We start from the raw sequence: 21,188 nt of genomic DNA on the forward strand, positions 1-21,188 counted from the left end.
TATATTCAGAAACCTCTTAAATATATAGAGTTAGAACAAGTATTATCTCAGGTTTTGCGTGAGATAAGCGACATGGAGTTTAACAAGTTGATTGTGCCAGCGGCAGATGGAGAAAGAGTTGTTAATATATCTGATATTATGTATATAGAAACTTCGAGAAAATTTCAAAAGAGTGTAGATATTCATTCTGCAAAAGAGATTATACAGGTTACAGGAAATTTAAAAAAATGGTTTAACTTGTTAAAGGACAAAAGGTTTGTATACAGCTTTAAGGGGTATATTGTAAATATAGATCACATAGTTACCTTGAGAGGCGGGGAGCTTGTTTTGGATAATAACGAGATTATTCCGTTGTCAAGGAAATATGAGGAAGAGGTAAGGAAGAGTCTTATTAATACGGTTATATCAGATGTGGTGAGCATCAGAGGTTAAAGGGTGAGTTATTTAGTATTAATTTTTATATCAGCAATTATGGATGCTGTGACTGTAAAAGTTTATGTAGAGAAATGGCTTGGAAAGCCTCCGCTTAGAATATCGACAATGGCATATTGGGGTATATTTATTTTAACAGAGCTGGCTTCAAGAGGCGGACAGCTTTTCATGATAGATGTGTCACAGGAGAAAGCAATGGTCAGCCAGGTGTCCGCGCATATAGTTATCATGCTCGTATTTATTTGCCTATATGATTCCCGTATAGCTGAATGTATATCTGCGTTTATTATATGGGTATTGGGTTATCTGGTGAGCATCGGTTTATCTGATGTAGTGGTAATTACAACGGATCAGATGCTGTATGACGGTGGAATAACTCATCTGATCTCGGTGATGGATATGTATGCACAGTTTATTATGCTGCCTGTCCTGATCATAATACTGGTAGTGAGAAATTATGTATCAGGTAGATATTCATTTAAACAGTTGGTCATAGTGCTTATAACTCCAATGATAAGTTGTTATCTATACTTGATAATACCAGAACAGATCGTGCTTTTGTCAGGGTATGGATTTATATTTGTGCTGATAATTGTGCTGGTCTTAAATGTTTTGAATTATTATCTGTTTGATAACATGGTGGATAATTATAAATTGAAAAATCAGGTAACAATGCTTGGTTATCAGTTGGAGCATCAGTCGGATAAATATGACCAATTGGTTCTTTCTTATAAGAAAATTGGCAGTATGGTTCATGATACCCAAAAGCATATAAGCTATATAAGGTCATGCATAGAAGAGAAAGAATATGACAGGATAAGAACAGTATGTGATAGATATGAGGAAGAATTAAAAAATAAATATGTTGTTTCAAAAACAGGAAATCTTGTTATTGATACATTTGTGAACAGTGCGTATACATTTGCCCAAAACAATGGCGTGAAATTTCATACGGATTTTAAGTTCGATAAAAATTCAATAATGGTCTCTGACTATGATATGTGTATAATAATAGGAAATCTGCTGGATAACAGTATCAATGCATGTAAGAAACAGAAGGAAAAAGAGGGGGTATATATAAAGCTGGCAATAGTGCAGACAGATCGGCATTTGGTAATAGATGTGAAAAATAGCAGTACACAGTCTGACGTGGGCGGCAGTAAGGATATGACTCATGGATATGGTATACAAAATGTGAAAAATACCATGGACAAGTACAATGGAATAATGGAGATAAAGAATACATATGGGGAATATGAAACACTTGTGCTGATTCCCATAAATCAGGATTAAATGTACATAAACCGCATGCCCCCGCATAGACTGTAAAAACAGAATATGCGGGGGCTTTTTCTTTGAAGGATTACATAGAAGAGCGGGCAATCGAAGCGGCAAATTATATCATAGACACAAGGGCGACTGTGAGACAGACAGCGGACAAGATGGGTATAAGCAAATCAACGGTGCACAAGGATATAACGGAACGGCTGGTCCGTATAAGACCCATGCTGGCGGCCCAGGCCAGGGTGGTGTTGGATGCCAACAAGGCGGAGAGACATATAAGAGGAGGGCTTGCCACGAGGGAGAAGTATCTGCATGTCACAAAGTTTTAACATAGCTTATGTTGTATTTTTCTCTGATTTGGGTTAAACTTTTGATGATTGTATAATAGTGGACTAAGTGTGGGCTATTAGAAAATGGCAGTTTAACTATAGATTAGAGGTTAGGATATGAGATTTATTCATGTTTCGGATGTGCATTTGGGGATGATTCCTGACAAGGGAAAGCCTTGGAGCGATGTCCGTGCGAAAGAGATAGAAGAGACATTTGACAGGATCCTGGATATTGCGGAGGAGAGAAAGGTAGATCTGCTCCTCATTGCCGGCAATCTGTATCACAGTGCGCCGAAGGCAGCGGATCTTGCAAAGCTTGATGCCAGACTTGCAAAACTTACAAATACAAGAACGGTGATCATTGCGGGCAGTAGTGATTACATTGAAAGTGGATCTCCATCGGAGAATTATGAGTTCACATCGAACACAGTGCTTCTTCCGGCTGGGGAGTTCAGCAATGCGTATTTTGAAGATATAAATACCTGTGTGACCGGTTTCAGCTATGGACAGGTGGAATACACGGAGGATTTCTCAGAGGGGATAGATGCCCAGACGGAAGGCGCTGTCAATATACTTCTCATGTATGGAGGAGATGCCAGCCACAGTCCATTTAATTTCCGAAAGCTGGCTGACACAGGATTTGACTATGTGGCACTCGGACACCTGAGAAAGCCGAAGCACATGGTGAAGAACCGTATGGCATATCCGGGATCGCCGGAGCCTTTGTCACCTTCTGACACAGGAAAGCATGGCTTTATTTATGGACAGATAATAAACGGAGAGACAAGGATAAAGTGGGAGCCTGTTGCCTGCAGGAATTACATCAACCTTGGACTTGAGATAAAGCCGGAATATACTGACAGACAGATCGAGCATGCTGTTCTGAAACAGATCGATAAGATGGGAACGCAGAACATATATCGAGTTATCCTGAAGGGCCAGAAGGGGCGCGGAGTGAGACCTCAGTTTGATGATGTGTCTCAGGATTACAAGATATATGAGGTTGTGGATAATACGATGTTCGAGTACAATGCTGATGGTCTCAAGAGGGACAATGAGCACAATGTACTTGGAAGATTTATCGCTGAGTTGTCCGGTGAGGATGACGAGGTCAGCAAAAAGGCACTTGAATATGGTCTTGAGGCGATCATAGCAACTGGAGAAAAGTAATGTATATAAATAAACTTTTTTTGAAAGAATTTGGAAAATTCAATAACAAAGAAATAAAGCTGGACAAAGGCTTGAATGTGCTCTATGGAGAGCCCGGAGCCGGCAAGAGTACGATCAGGGATTTTGTGTCCGGTATACTGTATGGTATGAATAAAACCAAGGGTCTTGGAGCCCGGGGAGACAATTTTGCATTAAGAAAGCCATCCGGTGGAAATGGATATGCCGGAAAGGCACAGGTGACAAATGCTGGAAAGAGTCATCTTATGGAGAGAAATTTCAACATGTCCACGGACGGTGCAACGCTCACTGATATAGAGAGCGGGAAGGATGAGAGACTTGTGTCTAAGAATTCCTACAGAGGTGTCCTGTTTGATATGGACAAGAGCACATTTGTGGATGCAATGTGTGTTGATCCGCCGGAGGAGATGGGCGGAGATGACAAAGCTTTGTGTGACAGACTCGAGAAGTATCTTCAGAATATGAAGGAGACGGGCTGCAGCGGAATAAACAGAGCAGACGCAGTGGCGTATCTTGAGAACGAAAAGAAGAAATATGACAATCAGAAGTATCTGGTTCAGATAGAAGAGCTGGAAGCCCAGATGGATGAGCTGGGTGAAGTTGATAAGGAGCTTGAAGACATCCGAACTGCCAGACGTGAGGAGCTTGATGCTTATAATATGGAGATCGCACGTTTGAAGAGAGAGGCAAGGCAGCTTGTGAATGAAAAGGATGCTGAGATCCCTGACGATGATGAGGACAGGGAGCGAAGCAGAATATTCCTCGAGGTTGAAGCTATAGATGATGAGGACGAGCTGAAGGAGAAAAAGAAGCAGGAGAAGAAGGACAAGAAGCTGACGGACAATATATTTGTCATAATGGCAACAGGAATACTGGTTGTTGCAGTGGTCATGCTAGTGGTTCACCTTGTTGGTTTTCAGAAGTCCATACAGCAGCTATTCACGATATGTACGATTGCGTTTGTTGCTATAACCATCATAGATGGATTGTTCAGGAAAGGCGCATTTGACGGTGATAAGCTTCCGTCTGAGGAGGAGTTCAGGAGAACCATATATGAGATGGGAAGAGCAACTGAGTCGAGGACGGTTCGCGTTGAGATAGACAGAGCTTTTCAGGAGGAGCATGACAGGAAGCTTGATATGTTCAAGTTCCAGGAGCATGATGCCATAGAGAAGAGGGATGCCTACTATGAACTCAAGGAGAAGAGAGACGCCATATTTGCCGATTATGATGTGCTTGAGACTGAGAAGAAGGCCATAGATAAGGCTATCAATACCATAATGGACATATCGGAGGAGTTCTCAGGACTGTTTGCCGGTATAGACGGCAGAGTATCGGATATTCTTAGCGCACTCTCCGGTGGACAGTATCAGGAGGCAAAGCTCGATGATGAGATGCATGTTGCAGTGAAAAAGAATGACCATTTCTTCAGGGCGGAATTCCTGGGACATGAGGTCGTTCGGCAGGTGTATCTGGCTGTGCGGCTGGCTGTTGCAGAGATACTTAACAACGAGAAAATGCCACTTGTGCTGGACGATGTGATAGATGTGACCGATGAGAGTCAGCTCACGGGAGTGCTCAAGGCGATGAGTATGGTGAACACGGAGCAGACGATATTGCTTACATCCGATAAGGATCTGGTTAACAGACTTGAGGATATGCATATAGCATGCAATGTGGTGACATTGTAGAAAGTTTCTAATAATAAATAATTAAAAGACCTGCGGAAGCTTGCGATACATGGTATGTATCAGGTGAGCTTCCGTAGGTCTTTTTTGTAAGTCTATAATTGGATATTAGTAATTCTCGTAGTTATCTGAGATAGTGTGCTTCTCCTTGTACTCAGCAATTCTCGCACTGATTCTCTCTGATGGATCAAGAAGATCGCTGAGAGATGCATCGTGGTTGAGGTGATCGATAATGAGTGCAATGTACTTGCTCATGTCGGCTGATACATACCAGTCGCGGTCTGCAAGCTCAGGAAGCTGATAAGTGAGGTTGGTTGTGATGACCTTCTCAATGAGACCTTCCTCGTGACACTTGTCAAATACCTCAAGACCCTTGGTGAAGAGACCAAATGTAGCAAGTGCAAATACTCTCTTAGCCTTTCTTGCCTTGAGCTGCTTGGCAACATCTATCATACTCTCGCCTGATGCGATCATGTCGTCGATGATGATAACATCCTTGCCTTCAACTGAATCACCGAGGAACTCATGGGCAACGATAGGATTACGTCCGTCCACAACTCTTGAGTAATCTCTTCTCTTGTAGAACATACCTACATCTACACCGAGAAGGTTAGCGAAGTAGATAGCTCTGTGCATAGCACCCTCGTCAGGTGATATAACCATCATGTGGTCGTTATCTATCTCAAGATCAGGAGTTGATCTAAGAAGTGCCTTTACAAACTGGTAAGTAGGCTTTACGTTCTCGAAACCGCTCTTTGGAATAGCATTTACAACACGTGGGTCGTGAGCGTCAAATGTAACGATGTTGTCTACACCATACTGCTGAAGCTCCTGGAGCATAACTGCACAGTCGAGGGACTCGCGTCCTGATCTCTTGTGCTGACGGCTCTCATACAGGAAAGGCATGATGACAGTGATCTTTCTAGGCTTGTCTGTCATGGCAGAGATGATTCTCTTCAGATCAGCATAGTGATCGTCAGGAGACATTCTCTGAGTCTGGCCACCCATGGTGTATGTGCAGCTATAGTTTCCTACATCAAGCATGATATATATGTCTTTACCGCGGACTGACTCGTTGACAATACCCTTTGCCTCACCTGAACCAAATCTAGGGCAGTCTGCCTTGATAAGGTAAGAGTCCTTCTCGTAACCGTGGAATACGATGCTTGACTTGTTCTCGTTCTGACGGTTCTTTCTCCATTTTACGATATAAGAATCGACCTTCTCTCCGAGAGGTACAATGCTCTTATGAGCAATGATTCCTAAGCTTCCTACAGGTATTGTTTCCAACTTGCTATCGTCTGGCATAATAAAAATCCTCCTAATCTGCTTTCGTTGTCTACCTTTTGTTCCTGGCTATGCTTTTCATTCTTTTTACATAGCGGATGTTATCTCCGTAGAGATTGAAGATGAGATAGCTATCAACTATTCGTGACATGATACGCTCTGTATACCTGTTCTTGAATTCCTGCAGATCAAGATTGGTAGAAATGAGAGTAGACTGTCTCTTGATAGTTCTCGTATTTATAATCTCAAATAACTGAGACAGGACAAATGAGTTGGTGTACTCTGTGCCAAGATCGTCAATTATAAGAAAATCGCAGTTATATATGTAGTCATACAGCATCTTCTGATGCGGTTCATGACCACCCTTTATTATAATGTCCTGTAAGATATTATCAAATAAATTTATCGCCGACAAGTATAAAACTGTATAACCTTTGTCTAAAAGTTCCTTAGCGATACAATTTGTCAGGAAGGTTTTGCCTGTTCCGGTCTCTCCATATATAAGAATGCCCGGTCTGCTGTCCTGAAAATTCTCTGTGAACTGTCTTGATGCAGACAATATGCTCTGTGCATTCTGGTAAGGAGTGTAATTGTAGCCAGCAATGTGTTCATCTCTGTAGAAATCAGGATTGAAGCTGGCAAAATTCTCCGTCTCCAGCACCTTCTCTATGGTGGACTGCTGGTACAACTGGCTGATGACCATGTGTTTCAGACATGAACATGGCTTACCATCTACATATCCGCTGTCTCTGCATGCGGGGCAGTTGTATATCGGTGCCAGATAATCGTCAGGGTATCCGGTCTGTGCCATGAGCTGATGCTTCTCATCGCGGAGAGCGTGGTTCTTCATGGAGAGTGCTTCTTCATCCACTTCCTGATGCAGTATCCTTGCCCTTGATGCCTGGACGGCACTGTGGGCGATGGCATCGTCGATCTCCTTTATACGAGGGATCCTGGCATATACCTCAGCTTTTCTGTTGTCCTGTCTGCGAAGATTGTCCTGTCTGATCCTGCTCAGTCGGGACAAAATATCATCATAATTTATATTGCCCATAATATGTATATATTACCTCTTGTCAAGATTGAGTTCATCTGCAAGCATCTGTTCCAGCTTGTCCAACTGGTTGGACATGTCTGTCTGCTTGAAGTTCGCAAATCCATTCGGATTCCTGGTGGCTGCAGGCTGCGCTGTGGCCGCTGATTTCTTCTTGAGGAACTCCTGATCGAGCAGTTCGACATCCCTAATGGATTGTACACCATTCTTATGCCAGTTTTCAAGAATTCCATTGACATATGCGAAGTTGGCGGACTGTGGCTTGGAGATTATGGCCTTCTCACATGCCAGAAGGATAAGATCCTCTGAGAAATTCATCTCACCTGTCCACGCGTCAATGTATGCGGTCTCTATGCTGGTAGGATTGCTTCTGCGTATTCCAAGTGCAGAGAAGACCTTTCTGTAAAATGGGTTGTAGGCGGAGCTGTCTGCCTTGGCCTTGTCAACCGTGTCGATTCCTTTTTCATACCATGCTATGGCTACGGTCTCCGCATATCTGAAGCTTGCCTTGCCCATGGTCAGACAGTATTCGATCAGATATTCGATGAGCTCCTGGGAGAAGCCAAGCTGGTCGTATATGTATATGAGACTTTCTGATTCAGGCATGGAAAGCGGTCTGCCAAAATATGCCTCTGTCTCAAACATAATATCAGAGAGAACCTCGTCCTCCTGTTTCTTCCTAAGAAATTCTGGTGTAACTGTTATCTTGTCAGGCAGAGTGCGCTCCGGCACCTCGGCCTTGTCTTCGTCTGTGATCGTCGCCGTGATCTCGCTGTTGTTATCGTCATCTCCGGTGGAATAATCCACGCCGAGAATAGAGAGGTCGTCAACTCCGCTGTCGGAGGAGCTGCCCTTGTCGTGAAGAGGGAGAAGAGTTATTCCTGTAAGCTCCTTCTTCTTGTTGTAGTTGAGCTTCATAACATCCTGGCTTATCCAGTATTTTATGGCTCTGCAAATATCCTTCTCTGTGAGATTAAAATGATCTGCTATGTTGGCGACAGACACGGGTTTACTGGAAGACATAAGTCTGACCAGATACAGATATACCTTAACAAACTCTCCGCTGGCGGAGGTCATGTAATAGTCTATAAAAAAGTTTGATATAGAGGAATATGTTTCGTTTTTTTCTGTTGTAATAGTAATGTAGCTCATGTCAAAAAACTCCTTGATCATACTCCTGAAATAGCGCATTTCCCTTAGCGCAAATGCATTATAACATGAACTTTTTGGAATGCAAACAGAACATACAGTCGGTTGGGAAAAATGGTGGGGATGTGGATAATGTGGATAATGTGGACGAAAAAGAGACATAAAAATACAAAAGTCATAGTTTAACAGGGCTTTGTAATATTTCTGTAAAAATTATGTCAACAAAAAAATATAAGCTCTGTGGGGAAAACTTTCCCACAGAGCTGTGTGGATAATGTGGATAACTAATTTTTTATCAGGTCATTTCCGATAGAATAGACGTTTCCGGCGCCCATAGTTATCAACAAATCATTTTTTTTGCAATTTTTTAAGAGATAATTTTCTATATCGTCGAAAGATGGAAGATAGAACGCATCAGTACCCGTCTCGGCGATCTTCTCGGCGAGTTGCTTTGCTGAGACAAGTCCGGTATCCTTCTCTCGGGCTGCATAAATATCTGCCACGATGACGTGGTCACATACCTTGAGTGCGTCTACAAACTCATCGAACAGAGCGTAGGTTCTTGAGTAAGTGTGTGGCTGGAATACGCACCACAGTTCGTTGTAGCTTGTGTTCTTTGCTGCCTTCAGTGTGGCTGCTATCTCAGTTGGATGGTGAGCGTAGTCATCCATGACTCTCACGTTGTCGAGGATGGTTCCTTTGTACTCAAAACGTCTCTCGGCACCGACACACTCTGACAGTCCCTGTTTGATGACATCTATGGAGATTCCAAGTTCAAGGGATGCCGCTATGGCTGACAGTGAGTTGTATACGTTGTGCTCACCGAATACCTTGAGAGTTATGTCAGTGATCTCTTTGCCGTCCACAACCAGTGTATAGGTTGGATGGCCGAAGTCATCGAACCGTATATTGTGTGCTGAATATTTGTTCTGTGCGCCCTTTCCAAATGTTACCACGCGGCACTCGAGGTCTCTGACAACGGTATCATAATACTTCATATCGCCGTTCACGATGACCAGGCCCTCCTTTGGAGTCTTGGTGGCAAATACATGGAATGACTCAGCGATCTCATCTATATCCTTGAAGAAATCAAGGTGGTCGGCATCCACGTTCAGTATGATACTGATAAAAGGCTTAAATGCGTGATAGCTGTTGGTGTACTCACATGCCTCTGTTACAAAGTATTCAGATTTGCCTACACGGATATTGCCGCCGATGCTGTCGAGGATTCCTCCGACTGATATGGTAGGATCAGTGTCCGCATCTATGAGGATGTAGGACAGCATGGAAGTCGTTGTTGTCTTGCCGTGGGTTCCACTGACGGCTATGGAATATTTGTAATTCTCCATGATCTGGCCGAGAAGCTGGGCTCTGGTGAGCATAGGAATGTTCTTCTCCACTGCGGCCTTGAACTCTTCATTGTCAGGATGTATGGCTGCTGTGTATACGACCAGATCTATGTTGTCTGTTATGTTAGATGCACACTGACCGATGTTGATAAGCGCTCCCATGTCGGCAAGCTGATCGGTGATTTCGGATGCTTTCATATCTGATCCGGTAACCTTGAATCCGGCCTTCAGAAGTATCTCTGCGAGACCGCTCATGCTTATTCCGCCTATTCCCATGAAATGGACGTTGATTGGCTTTGAAAAATTGATCTTGTACATTTGTATTTCGCCTTCCTTATATAAAAGATTGATTACTATATTTAAAAGTGTTTTTTATTATAGCATAACTGCCCTCAAATGAAAATAAATGGTTTTGGTCAATTGCATAGATTGTTATTGAACGAAAATTATGTTATAAATGGAGGTAGTGTGATGGAAGCTGAGGAGAAAACTGCAAAGCTCATGCGGATCGTAGAGGGCGCAGAAGAGGTAGAGAAGATGGATGCATTGCTCAGCTTGGCTATAACGGGCGGAGATTATAACTGGATCTAAGAGGTATACATATTAGGTATACAGGGGCAAAGATCAATATAATATGAGTAGAGGTTAACATATGATTACAAATGACGCTACATTATTAAAGGTAAAGCACGAGGTGCTTTATGAGGTGGCAAAGCTTGCGTATGAAGGCAGGCTGGATGATGAGAGGGACAATCTTCCATATAAGATGGTTCCCGGTCCACAGCCATTTTTCAGATGTTGTATATACAGAGAGAGGGAGGTTATCAGACAGAGGATCAGACTTGCCGAGGGCAAAGCCCCTGGAACAGAGGATGATGGGAATGTAGTCCAGATCATCAATTCTGCCTGTGAGGGTTGTCCGATCTCACGTTACGTAGTAACTGATAACTGCCAGAAGTGCATGGGAAGAGCGTGCCAGCAGGCGTGCCGTTTCGGTGCCATCAGCATGGGACGTGACAAGTCCTACATCGACCCATCAAAGTGTAAGGAGTGTGGACAGTGTGCCAAGGCATGTCCGTACAATGCCATTGCAGATCTGATGCGTCCATGTATCAAGAGCTGCCCGGTTGGTGCCATATCTGTGGCTGAGAATGGAACAGGTATTGCGGTCATAGACAAGGACAAATGTATAGACTGTGGTTCATGTATCCACAAGTGCCCATTTGGTGCGATCGGATCAAAGTCTTATATAGTAGATATAATAAATGACATGAGAGCCGGTAAGAAGGTATTTGCCATGTTCGCACCTGCCACATACGGACAGTTCGGTGCGGATATCACCATGGCGAGCTGGAGAACAGCCATGAAGAAGATAGGCTTCTACGATGCGGTGGATGTGGGACTTGGTGCCGACATGACAGCCATGGCAGAGGCAAAGGAATGGATGGAGGCCAAGGCAGAGGGCAGGAAGAAGACAACCTCATGCTGTCCTGCATTCAAGCTTCTGGTGGAGAAGCATTTCCCTGAGCTGGCAGACAGGGTATCTGAGACCGTATCACCTATGTGCGCAGTATCGAGATACATCAAGGAGAATTATGAGGATGCCGTGACAGTATTCATAGGCCCTTGTATCGGCAAGAAGGCGGAGAGCGCGGCCGGAGAGAAGGAATCCGCGGACTATGCGCTGACATACGGAGAGATCAGAGCCATGCTGAGAGCAAAGGATGTCAAGCTTGAGCCTGAGGCTGAAGATAACGACCAGTCCACACTGTTCGGCAAGAAATTTGCAAATGCAGGCGGAGTTACAGCGGCAGTCATAGAGAGCATGAAGGAGCTCGGCTGCGAGGACGAGGTTAAGGTGTGCAAATGCGATGGAATAGATGCATGTAAGAAGGCACTGACTCTCATGAAGTTCAACAGATTCCAGGATGACTTCATGGAAGGTATGGCGTGTGAAGGTGGCTGCGTGGGCGGCCCTTCAAGACACAGGGATCCGAACATGGCGATGCGTGACAGAAAGGCAGCCCTTGATAATTCTACAGATATCAACATCACAGAGAATCTTGAGAAGCAGGGAGCAGACAAGATTGATATGGTGAGAGATTAGTGCATGGAGGACAAAGACATGACAACAGTTTTGATATTTGTGATATGTGTGCTTATATTTGTGTGCGTATCGGTGGTTACGGCGATACTTGTATACAAGTCACAGATGCGAAGGAAGAGACTTCAGTGGAATAGTCAGGAGCAGACACAGGATTCCAAGCAGGTACAGGATCAGTAGAGACTGTGATATATAATGAAATAATAAGAAAATTAAGGCGTGCAGCGATGGAGATGAAACTGGACTTATCCGGGGGGATTCATTGCTGCACGCCTTATTTTTATGGATTGAGGGAAAAAACTGTGCAGTCAAAATGTAATACCAATATGTGAAAATAAATTAAAACTTTTATTTTTCTGTTGACATGACAAAGAGATATGATAATATATGGATGTAGTAATCGAAACTACATGTAAAGTTAATTGAAAACGCAAATTAAAGTAATGTTTATTTTGATTGCTAGATAGAAATACGAACTTAGAAGACTTTTTATACTAAGTTAATACATAATGTGATAAAAAACGGCATGTATCGCCGGCGTTAAAAGGCGGAAAAGCCGTTTTACCATATATATTATCAGAACTTATAGTTTATGGAGGAAATTAACATGTCAACAGAAATGAGACCAGAGCAGGGAATAGCAGGAAAGTTTGTGAGGTCAGCTCTTGATGAGAATGGAGTTCTCAGCAAGATTGAGTTCACCAACAGCGAGAATTTCAACTTCGCATACGACGTAATGGATGCTCTGGCAGAGAGGAAGCCTGATCAGACAGCGCTCATCTATGTATCAAAGGATAGAACGATCGAGAAGAAATTCACATTCCAGGATATCAAGGATTATTCCAACAGGGCAGCCAATTACTTCAAGAGCCTGGGCATCAGGAAGGGTGACAAGGTAATGCTCGTGTTAAAGAGACATTATCAGTATTGGTTCACCATGATGGCTCTCCACAAGATCGGAGCCATAGCTATACCGGCGACAAATATATTAAAGGCAACAGATTATCAGTATAGAATTGAGGCAGCAGGCGTATCAGCGGTTGTGTGTACATCAGATGACGGAATCACGGCGTCCATAGATACATTTGCTGATGACAAGCTGACAAAGATCGTTGTAAATCATCCAGTAGAAGGCTGGAACTTCTTCGATGAGGGAATCATGGAGTGCAGCACCGAGTTTCCAAGACCTACAGGCGAGGATGCCGTAGGAGGAAAGGATGATATACTGTTCGTCATGTTCACATCGGGAACAACAGAGCATCCAAAGATGGTTGCACACAATCATCTGTATCCACTTGGACATTACATCACAGCAAAATACTGGCACTGCAACAAACCTGGTGAGGTTCATCTCACAGTTTCAGATACAGGCTGGGGTAAGGCTCTCTGGGGCAAGCTCTACGGACAGTGGCTGTGCGAGGCATGCGTATTCGTATTTGACTTTGATACATTCAGTGCGGACACTATATTCAAGCTTATAGAGAAGTACAATATCTCAACATTCTGTGCACCTCCAACACTGTACAGAATCCTTATCCGTATGGATATGAGTAAGTACAACCTCTCATCCCTCAGATACTGTACAACAGCGGGTGAGGCACTTAACCCTGAGGTATTTGACGTATTCAAGGAGAAGACAGGATTCACTATATATGAAGGATTTGGTCAGACAGAGACGACTCTTACCATTGGTAATCTTGAGAATACTACTCCAAGACCGGGATCAATGGGTAAGGCAAGCCCAATGTATGACGTGAGGATCATGAAGGCAGACGGAACATTTGCTGCACCTGGTGAGACAGGTGAGATCGTCATCAACATCGCAGACGGTGCGCCGGACGGACTGTTCATGGAGTACTACAGGGATCCACAGAGAACAGCCGAGGTTATGCATGACGGCTTCTATCACACAGGTGATACGGCTTACCAGGATGAGGATGGATATTTCTGGTTCGTTGGACGTGTGGATGATATCATCAAGGTTGCAGGCTACAGAGTAGGACCTTTCGAGATAGAGAATGAGATCATGAGAATACCTTATGTCCTTGAGTGTGCAGTTACATCAGTACCTGACAGCACAAGAGGTCAGGCAATAAAGGCCACTATCGTTCTCACAGAGGGTACAGTTGGCGATGAGAACCTCAAGAAGGAGCTCAAGAGATACTTTAAAGAGAACATCGCAAGCTACAAGAGACCTAGAGTTATCGAGTTCGTTGATGAGATGCCAAAGACCATCAGCGGCAAGGTAAGACGTGTTGAGATCAAGGAAAAGGACTGGAAGTAAGTCAGAAATCAGGTGAAGAAAAATGATAGATATGAGTAAGATCAAGCCATATGATAGATCGGTTTATTATTATGAGACGGACAGGATGCAGATAGTACACCACTCCAATTACATCAGATGGATCGAGGAGGCAAGGCTGGACTGGATGAAGCAGATAGGCTGGGATTACAAGTCTATAGAGGATGACGGATATATAATTCCTGTGCTTGGTGTGACGGCTGAGTATAAGAGTATGTGCCACTTCGGCGATGATGTGCTGATACATGTCAGTCTTTCGGAGTATACAGGTGTCCGTGTAGGGTTTTCATATGAGATCGTGGACAAGAAGACAGGCGAGCTTAGAACACTTTGCACAAGCTCACATTGTCTGCTGGATGGCAACAACAAGCTTGTGTTCATCAGAAAGGCATATCCTGAGCATGATAAGCTGTTTAAGGAGCTGCTTGAGGATTACAAGAAACGTCAGAGCAAATAAACAGAGCTGTTGTCTGGTGTATAAATAATTTAATATTGTATTAATTGATGGTTATTAATAGCTGGTAAAATTGTTTGTGTAACTTTTTTATCAGCTATTTTTATCTATTTAGACATGTAATTAGTTAAAACATCCTTTTTATATTATGGCGTAAATGCTATAATGGAAACGGTTGCGTGGGAATATATGGCAGGCTGGATGCTGCTGCAAGGAGGGATCTTTTGAAAGAAGTATCACTTGATAAACAATACTACAAAGAACATATACAGAACATATTATATGATAATTATGTGAAACTGGCGCTGGTCAACATTGATACTGGGGAGTATGTGAGTGTTATCAGTGTGGACAAGAATGTAGATAATTATAAAAGTACCTCTGACGTATCTTCCTATTTTAAGGATAACAAGGGACTGGACTGCTGTCATCCTGATGAAGTCAGAGAATTTGCATATATGTGTGATATGAAGCATGTCAAAGCACTCATAGAAGCCGGAGCCAGATCCATCGTGCGTAATTTCAGGTTCAGATTGAGACTTGGCGAGGACTATGAGTGGGTTTCCATGGATATAGAAGCTGAGAAAGAGCCGAGAGAGGACGGACAATGGGTTGTGTTCGGCATGAGGGCAGTCAGCCTTGACACCCTGGTGCTGGAGGATAGTCTCAGGACACTGACAAGGGTATACAGGCGTATATTCAGGATTGATGTGACGCACAATATTTGCGAGACATTGAGAGGCGGATATATAAGAAGCAGAGATGAGGTTAAGCATGACTGCCTTGGAGATTACATGAAAGACATGACTATGGGTGGTGAGATATTCCCTGACGATGTGGACAGGGTAAGAAAGTGCCTGTCTCCTGAGTTCCTCATAAAATATTTTGCAAATGGACATGACAGATTTACCATTAGATATAAGCGTAAAATGGATATGGTGTACAGATGGGTGATGACTGAGGTCATACCTACTGCTGACTATAGAGATGACAATAAGGTATTCTATCTTTATACGAGGGATATACATGAGGAGTATTCTGAGAGCATAGAGAAGCAGGAGCTGTTGGAATTTTACAGTTACAAGGATACACTCACTCGTCTCGGCAATAGAAATGCATTTAACATTCTGTGCGACGCGTATGCAGACCGAAATGATAAGCGGTCGGTCGGATTCGTATTCAACGATGTGAACAAATTGAAGTATGTGAATGATCATTATGGACATAAAGAAGGAGATCTATATCTTCAGAGGGTATCGCAGATGTTGGCACAGCATTTTGGCGAAAATGCATGTTACAGGATAAGTGGCGATGAATTTGTTGTCATCATTATGGATATTGCTGAGCAGTCGTTTAACTCAATGATCGCCAGATATAAAGAGGTAATTGATGAGCAGGAGGAGGCTCCGGTTGCGTTCGGCGCAGTCTGGAAGGCTGAGGCTGATTCCATAGACAAGATAATGAACGAAGCCGAAAGACTGATGTATGAGGATAAGAAGAGATTCTATTCGAAGCATCCTGAGGTCAAGAGGCGCGAGAGCGTGGAGAATGAGGCGAATATAGCTGTAGGAACTACAAAGGATGGAGTCCCGCATTACAGGAATCTTGGAAAGACAGACAGGATATTTGATGCCCTTGCAGCTACAACACTCAGAAATTATATATTTATGGATGATCTCGATACGAATGTTACAAAATGGTCTGCAAGTGCGGTGGATTACTTTGGGCTTCCGGGGCAATACATATATGATACACAGAAAGTGTGGGAGAAGCTTATACATCCAGATGACAGAGCAATATTTGAACAGGATATTACAGAGGTATTTGCGGGGCGCAAAAAGTATCATGATGTAGAATATAGAATGAGAAACAAAAAGGGTGAATATGTGGTCTGCACCTGTAGAGGTTTCATCACCAAGAAAGAAAATGGTGATCCGGAGTTCTTTGTGGGCACTGTCATAAACCACGGTGTCATAGATGGGGTTGATCCGGTGACTAACCTGCACAATCAGCATGAGTATACCAAGTATATATCAATACATTTGAGAAACAAGCAGACGATGAGCATTCTGGCAATAGGAATATCCATGTTCAACAGTATCAATATGATGTATGGATATGCATATGGCAATGCTGTTCTTAAGGATTTTGCCACAAAGCTCAAAAATGTTGTCGGTGGAAAGGGACTCGTGTTCAGACTTGACGGTGCAAAATTTGCGATTTGTTCAAACGTGTATACCAAACAGGAACTCAAAGAGGTATACAGACATGTACAGAATCTTGCACTTGACAATGTAGGTCTGAGTGGCACATCGATCCCGCTTAAATTGTACGGAGGTGGTCTGATATATGACCATGTAGGAGCCGATGAGGATGTGATAAAGAGCAGTGTGGAATATGCCCTGGAGAGATCCAAGGAGGATCATCATGGTGAACTTGTATTCTTCAATGAGGAGATCAAGGACAATGATAGAATGAGACTGCAGCTGTACAGCACAATACACAAATGTGTGGCAAACAACATGGAAGGCTTTTTCATGTGCTATCAGCCTATAGCAAATTCCGAGACAGGACACATAGTAGGTATGGAGGCTCTTCTCAGATGGAAACACAAGGAATTTGGAGTGGTTCCACCGGGAATATTTATACCGTGGCTTGAGATGGAGCCGTGTTTCTTTGAACTTGGCAACTGGATAATAGAGCAGGCACTCACGGATGGTATGGAGGTCCACAAGATCAGACCTGATTTTGTGGTGAATGTCAATATATCAGCGACTCAGCTTGAGAATCATGGATTCAGGCAGGCTGTTGTGGATATATTAAAAAAGACGAAGTTCCCTCCTGAGTATTTGTGCATAGAGCTCACAGAGAGATGTAAGAATATGGATATAGCATTTCTGAAAAATGAGCTGGAATATTTCAGGAAACTTGGAATAAAGATCGCTATCGATGATTTTGGAACGGGAAATGCTACCCTAAATCTGCTCACGGAATTACCGATAGATGAGCTTAAGGTCGATATGTCATTTGTCAGGGGAATACAGGAGAGCAAGCCTAATCAGGTCCTTGTACAGGCGGTTGTGTCCTGTGCACATCAACTCGGATACAAGAGCTGCATTGAAGGTGTCGAGGACAAGGCACTGTTCGATTACCTTCATAGGTATGGTTCCACTTACTATCAGGGATATCATTTCTCCAGACCGGTTTGTCTGGAGGATTTTAAGAAGCTTTTGTGACAGACGACCCGCTTGGTAATATATACATCCGCAATCACGCTTGACTTACTGCACTTCGATTGGGTGCTATCTGCATGGTGCTCCGACCGCCAAAAGGGCGTCGGCGGATCTGCGCACCAGCAAGCACCATCGAAGCACAGACGTCTGCGCTACCGATTGTCGGATATATATATTACCAAGCGGGTCTTACGTTGTGGCCGGCTTTGAGGATTGCATTTTGAAAAAATTTAAAATTGTGTTCTTTTTGGTGGATTTTGGCTTGTTTGGGAGAAAATTGTATCTAAATGAGTTTTAAAATGGCTAAAAGATACAATTCCTGGAAATTTGTGTTATTTCAGGAATTTTTTTGCAAAAAAGATAAAATTTTGTGCTATTTGACTTGATTGTTTCAGGTTGACATAGAACATGGGCGTTGATAAGATTGGGGTAATTGTGACAATATAATATGTTGGGTGTATAGTCCCGGAGAATTCCGGCGAATGAGACATACCACACACATTGCGGACTGGGCGTATAAGGAAGCTTATGGTGCCTGGATGATGTTGTAAACGAGGTGTGCTCAGTAAGAAGAGAAGTGCGGTGAGAATCCGTCGCAACAGCCATTACTGTATGCAGAGCATAGACTCTGGCAAGTCAGATCGCTTGCTATATATCCACTCGGAATAATGTGAAAGGAGACACGATTATGAAGAGAAGAATTTTTGCTGTGTGTATGGCGATGTGCATGGTGGCAATGGTTATGTTCACGGGAACAACAGGAAATGCTGTGAACGTGTATGCGGCGGATGATGTAACGGATTCTACGATATATGCAGAGTCGGATGGTGTAACAGATTCTACGATATACACAGTGCCAGACGATATGACGAATCCAGCAGTATCTACAGCGACGAATGACGAGACGGATCCGGTGACAGGAACTGCGACAGAGGAAACTGCAGATGTGGCTATGGTTGATTACACACAGGCCCTTGGCAATACTCTTGTATATCTGAGGAAGACTGCGGATGATCCACAGTATGAGGCTGAGTGGAATGTGATGACTCTTGCCAGATGCGGTTATGAGGATGAGGCATGGTATGGAGAATACTATGACAATATTGTGAAATATGTTCAGTCATGTGTTGAGGAGACAGGTTCTCTGAAGCTCGATAAAAAGCAGTATAAGGGTACGGATAATTCCAGGGTAATACTGGCCTTAACTGCGATTGGCGCTGATGCCACAGATGTTGGTGGATACAATCTGCTTGAGCCATTGGCCGATATGAATTATGTAACAACACAGGGAATCAATGGCCCGGTGTTTGCGTTGATTGCATTTGACACGGCAGGTTATGATATTCCGAAGCTTCCGGATGGAAGTGACGGTGTTCAGACGACAAGAGAAGGACTTGTTGAATATATCCTTGGACGGGAGCTTTCTAGTGGTGGTTGGGCATTTTCTGGTAGTAATGCTGACCCGGATATGACAGGTATGACAATTCAGGCACTTGCGCCGTATTACAAGTCTAACACAGAGGTTAAGACGGCGGTTGACAGGGCGCTTGATGTAATGTCGGGGCTGCAGAAGGCTGATGGTGGATTTGCTTCATGGGGAACTGTGAATTCTGAGAGCTGTGCGCAGGTGATATGTGGATTGCTTGATATAGGCAGGGATGCCGGAACAGATGAGGCATTTGTCAAAAATGGACATTCTGTGATGGATGCTTTGATGGAATTCTATGTTGCAAGTGCCGGTGGATTTGCGCATGCGGCAAATCAGAATGGAGAACTGGTTGTAAATGGAATGGCTTCGCAGCAGGCAGGATATGCTCTGGCTGCCTATGACAGATTCAAAAAAGGAAAGAACACACTGTATGATATGTCTGATGCAAAGTCATTATATATCCGATCCGTGGCGACAGCGGATGTGAAACTCAGCACCAGCACGTATGTGTATGACGGCAAGGCCAAGAAGCCGGGCGTGACGGTGAAGCTTGGTGACAGAGTGCTTAAGGATGGCGTGGATTACACCATTTCATATCAGAACAATGTCAATATTGGCAATTCGGCAAAGGTAGTGGTGACCGGCAAGGGAATATTCAAGGGCTCAGCCAGCAAGACATTTGTCATAAAGATGGCTGCGCCGGCTAAGACGAGTGTGTCGGCGGGTAATGGAGCAGCAGGCATAACAGTAAAGTGGAAGAAAGCGGCACGGGCTGACAGATATGTGGTGCTCAGAAAGGTTGGAAATGCAAAGAATTGGACGACTGTGGCCACCACAAAATCTCTGAGCTACACTGACCGGAAGGTCGCAAATGGCAAGAAATATATCTATGCAGTTAAGCCTGTTGGAAGTGGCGGGGAGGCTGCGTATACGACCCAGACAATATACAGGGTCAATCAGGAAAAGATAACAAAGATAAAGTCAACGGTGAAGAAAAAGTGCACTGTGACTTATAAAAAAAATGCGAGTGCTTCGGGTTACAGGGTGATGTATTCCACGGATAAGACATTTAAAAAGAATGTCAAGGTGTACAGGGCATCGGTAAACAAGAAGACAAATGTGACGTTGAGCGGACTCAAGGCGGGAAAGCGGTATTATGTCAGAGTTCAGGGATTCAAGAAGGTTGGAAAGACTTATTATTACGGAGCGTGGAGCAAGAGTGTAAACGTTGTGATCCGAAAGAAGTAGGTATATGGATAAGATCAAAGAATTTGTAAAGAAATATAAGAAACACATAGGTGGAGCTGTGATTGTTCTGCTGATCCTGGTGTGGGCTTTCTGGTACGGGGGAAATGCGCCGGGAGCCAGAGGTTTCAAGCTGGAAAAGACCGAAGAGGGAGTCACAACTGAAGCTGTAGGCGGTGCGGAACTGACGGAGACAACGAAGAGTGCGACAGAGGAAAATACTGATGCAGGGAATGACAGGAAAAAGAAATCAGACAGTTCTGTAACCGATACCTCCTCAGGAACTCATTCGGATTCTGATACATCGGAAACAGAATATCAGACTTCCGCTGAGAGCACATCGGAGAATGTGACGGAGCGAAATACTGAGACAACCACGGAGAAGAAGACGGAGGCTACTACAAAGAAGAATACCACCACGGAGTCTCAAAAAACAACGGAGAATAAGCCGGGGACCACGGCGACTACGGAAAAGCGGAAACCGGATAAGACAACTGCTGATTCTTCTGCCACGACAAAGGCAACCACAGAGAATACAACTGAGGCGCCGAAGAAAACCTACAGTTGCACTATATCAATAGGATGTTCCACAATATTTGACAATCTGGAACTGCTAAGACCGGAGAAAAAGGACTATGTACCTGATGATGGTGTCATTCTG

15 protein-coding genes and 1 pseudogene are annotated in these 21,188 nt (G+C 43.7%); 12 read left to right on the plus strand and 4 right to left on the minus strand.

Going from position 1 to position 21,188, the window contains the following annotated elements; translation table 11 throughout:
- The 5 genes from CCU_RS10050 to CCU_RS10070 form a co-directional block, all read left to right on the plus strand.
- On the plus strand, positions 1 to 432 hold a 432-nt coding region (locus CCU_RS10050), incomplete at its 5' end, for a LytR/AlgR family response regulator transcription factor (protein ID WP_208896160.1).
- A gap of 3 nt (positions 433 to 435) precedes the next feature.
- Positions 436 to 1,725, plus strand: coding sequence for a sensor histidine kinase (locus tag CCU_RS10055; RefSeq protein ID WP_147341846.1), 1,290 nt, complete (start codon positions 436 to 438; stop codon positions 1,723 to 1,725).
- 62 nt (positions 1,726 to 1,787) lie between these two features.
- Positions 1,788 to 2,045, plus strand: a complete 258-nt coding sequence (spoIIID, locus tag CCU_RS10060; protein ID WP_055222251.1) for a sporulation transcriptional regulator SpoIIID — start codon at positions 1,788 to 1,790, stop codon at positions 2,043 to 2,045.
- A gap of 117 nt (positions 2,046 to 2,162) precedes the next feature.
- Positions 2,163 to 3,215: a metallophosphoesterase family protein gene (locus CCU_RS10065; protein ID WP_015534563.1), complete on the plus strand. Its 1,053-nt coding sequence runs from the start codon at positions 2,163 to 2,165 to the stop codon at positions 3,213 to 3,215.
- Positions 3,215 to 4,924 carry an ATP-binding protein gene (locus CCU_RS10070; protein ID WP_015534564.1) on the plus strand — a complete coding sequence of 570 codons (1,710 nt, stop codon included), beginning with the start codon at positions 3,215 to 3,217 and terminating at the stop codon, positions 4,922 to 4,924. The genes CCU_RS10065 and CCU_RS10070 overlap by 1 nt, the downstream gene beginning before the upstream one ends.
- A 105-nt stretch (positions 4,925 to 5,029) precedes the next feature.
- Here the strand turns inward: CCU_RS10070 and CCU_RS10075 are convergent, their stop codons facing one another.
- From CCU_RS10075 to murC, 4 genes are all read right to left on the minus strand, one after another.
- The gene (locus CCU_RS10075) at positions 5,030 to 6,229 is read right to left on the minus strand and encodes a ribose-phosphate pyrophosphokinase (protein WP_015534565.1); all 1,200 of its coding nucleotides are present in this window, start codon (positions 6,227 to 6,229) and stop codon (positions 5,030 to 5,032) included.
- 31 nt (positions 6,230 to 6,260) lie between these two features.
- A complete protein-coding gene (locus CCU_RS10080) occupies positions 6,261 to 7,262 on the minus strand; it encodes an ATP-binding protein (RefSeq protein WP_015534566.1) in 1,002 nt (333 codons plus the stop codon).
- A 12-nt stretch (positions 7,263 to 7,274) separates the two neighbouring features.
- Positions 7,275 to 8,414 carry a DnaD domain protein gene (locus CCU_RS10085; protein WP_015534567.1) on the minus strand — a complete coding sequence of 380 codons (1,140 nt, stop codon included), beginning with the start codon at positions 8,412 to 8,414 and terminating at the stop codon, positions 7,275 to 7,277.
- Positions 8,415 to 8,695: 281 nt separating this feature from the next.
- Positions 8,696 to 10,078: a UDP-N-acetylmuramate--L-alanine ligase gene (gene murC / locus CCU_RS10090; RefSeq protein WP_015534568.1), complete on the minus strand. Its 1,383-nt coding sequence runs from the start codon at positions 10,076 to 10,078 to the stop codon at positions 8,696 to 8,698.
- A gap of 334 nt (positions 10,079 to 10,412) precedes the next feature.
- Between murC and CCU_RS10095 the strand changes: the two genes are divergently transcribed.
- From CCU_RS10095 to CCU_RS10125, 7 genes and pseudogenes are all read left to right on the plus strand, one after another.
- A complete protein-coding gene (locus tag CCU_RS10095; protein WP_015534570.1) occupies positions 10,413 to 11,867 on the plus strand; it encodes a 4Fe-4S dicluster domain-containing protein in 1,455 nt (484 codons plus the stop codon).
- An 18-nt stretch (positions 11,868 to 11,885) separates the two neighbouring features.
- Positions 11,886 to 12,044 (plus strand): hypothetical protein, encoded by a 159-nt coding sequence (locus CCU_RS10100; RefSeq protein WP_015534571.1) that lies wholly within the window; start codon positions 11,886 to 11,888, stop codon positions 12,042 to 12,044.
- Between the two features lie 427 nt (positions 12,045 to 12,471).
- Positions 12,472 to 14,148, plus strand: a complete 1,677-nt coding sequence (locus tag CCU_RS10105) for an AMP-binding protein (protein ID WP_015534572.1) — start codon at positions 12,472 to 12,474, stop codon at positions 14,146 to 14,148.
- 22 nt (positions 14,149 to 14,170) lie between these two features.
- On the plus strand, positions 14,171 to 14,623 hold the full coding sequence (locus CCU_RS10110; protein ID WP_015534573.1) for an acyl-CoA thioesterase: 453 nt from the start codon (positions 14,171 to 14,173) through the stop codon (positions 14,621 to 14,623).
- Positions 14,624 to 14,844: 221 nt separating this feature from the next.
- A complete protein-coding gene (locus tag CCU_RS10115; RefSeq protein WP_156337927.1) occupies positions 14,845 to 17,856 on the plus strand; it encodes a bifunctional diguanylate cyclase/phosphodiesterase in 3,012 nt (1,003 codons plus the stop codon).
- A 685-nt stretch (positions 17,857 to 18,541) separates the two neighbouring features.
- Positions 18,542 to 20,530, plus strand: a complete 1,989-nt coding sequence (locus CCU_RS10120) for a fibronectin type III domain-containing protein (RefSeq protein WP_015534574.1) — start codon at positions 18,542 to 18,544, stop codon at positions 20,528 to 20,530.
- Between the two features lie 4 nt (positions 20,531 to 20,534).
- Positions 20,535 to 21,188: pseudogene (locus CCU_RS10125) on the plus strand (hypothetical protein); the annotation flags it as partial.

Source organism: Coprococcus sp. ART55/1 (assembly GCF_000210595.1).
Taxonomy (GTDB): domain Bacteria; phylum Bacillota; class Clostridia; order Lachnospirales; family Lachnospiraceae; genus Coprococcus; species Coprococcus aceti.

What these genes read in the sequence shown, in the direction of transcription:
- CCU_RS10065 (WP_015534563.1), top strand. Translation starts at nt 2,163, where the DNA reads ATGAGATTTATTCATGTTTCGGATGTGCATTTGGGGATGATTCCTGAC.
- CCU_RS10070 (WP_015534564.1), top strand. Translation starts at nt 3,215, where the DNA reads ATGTATATAAATAAACTTTTTTTGAAAGAATTTGGAAAATTCAATAAC.
- CCU_RS10075 (WP_015534565.1), bottom strand. Translation starts at nt 6,229, where the DNA reads ATGCCAGACGATAGCAAGTTGGAAACAATACCTGTAGGAAGCTTAGGA.
- CCU_RS10080 (WP_015534566.1), bottom strand. Translation starts at nt 7,262, where the DNA reads ATGGGCAATATAAATTATGATGATATTTTGTCCCGACTGAGCAGGATC.
- CCU_RS10085 (WP_015534567.1), bottom strand. Translation starts at nt 8,414, where the DNA reads ATGAGCTACATTACTATTACAACAGAAAAAAACGAAACATATTCCTCT.
- murC (WP_015534568.1), bottom strand. Translation starts at nt 10,078, where the DNA reads ATGTACAAGATCAATTTTTCAAAGCCAATCAACGTCCATTTCATGGGA.
- CCU_RS10095 (WP_015534570.1), top strand. Translation starts at nt 10,413, where the DNA reads ATGATTACAAATGACGCTACATTATTAAAGGTAAAGCACGAGGTGCTT.
- CCU_RS10100 (WP_015534571.1), top strand. Translation starts at nt 11,886, where the DNA reads ATGACAACAGTTTTGATATTTGTGATATGTGTGCTTATATTTGTGTGC.
- CCU_RS10105 (WP_015534572.1), top strand. Translation starts at nt 12,472, where the DNA reads ATGTCAACAGAAATGAGACCAGAGCAGGGAATAGCAGGAAAGTTTGTG.
- CCU_RS10110 (WP_015534573.1), top strand. Translation starts at nt 14,171, where the DNA reads ATGATAGATATGAGTAAGATCAAGCCATATGATAGATCGGTTTATTAT.
- CCU_RS10120 (WP_015534574.1), top strand. Translation starts at nt 18,542, where the DNA reads ATGAAGAGAAGAATTTTTGCTGTGTGTATGGCGATGTGCATGGTGGCA.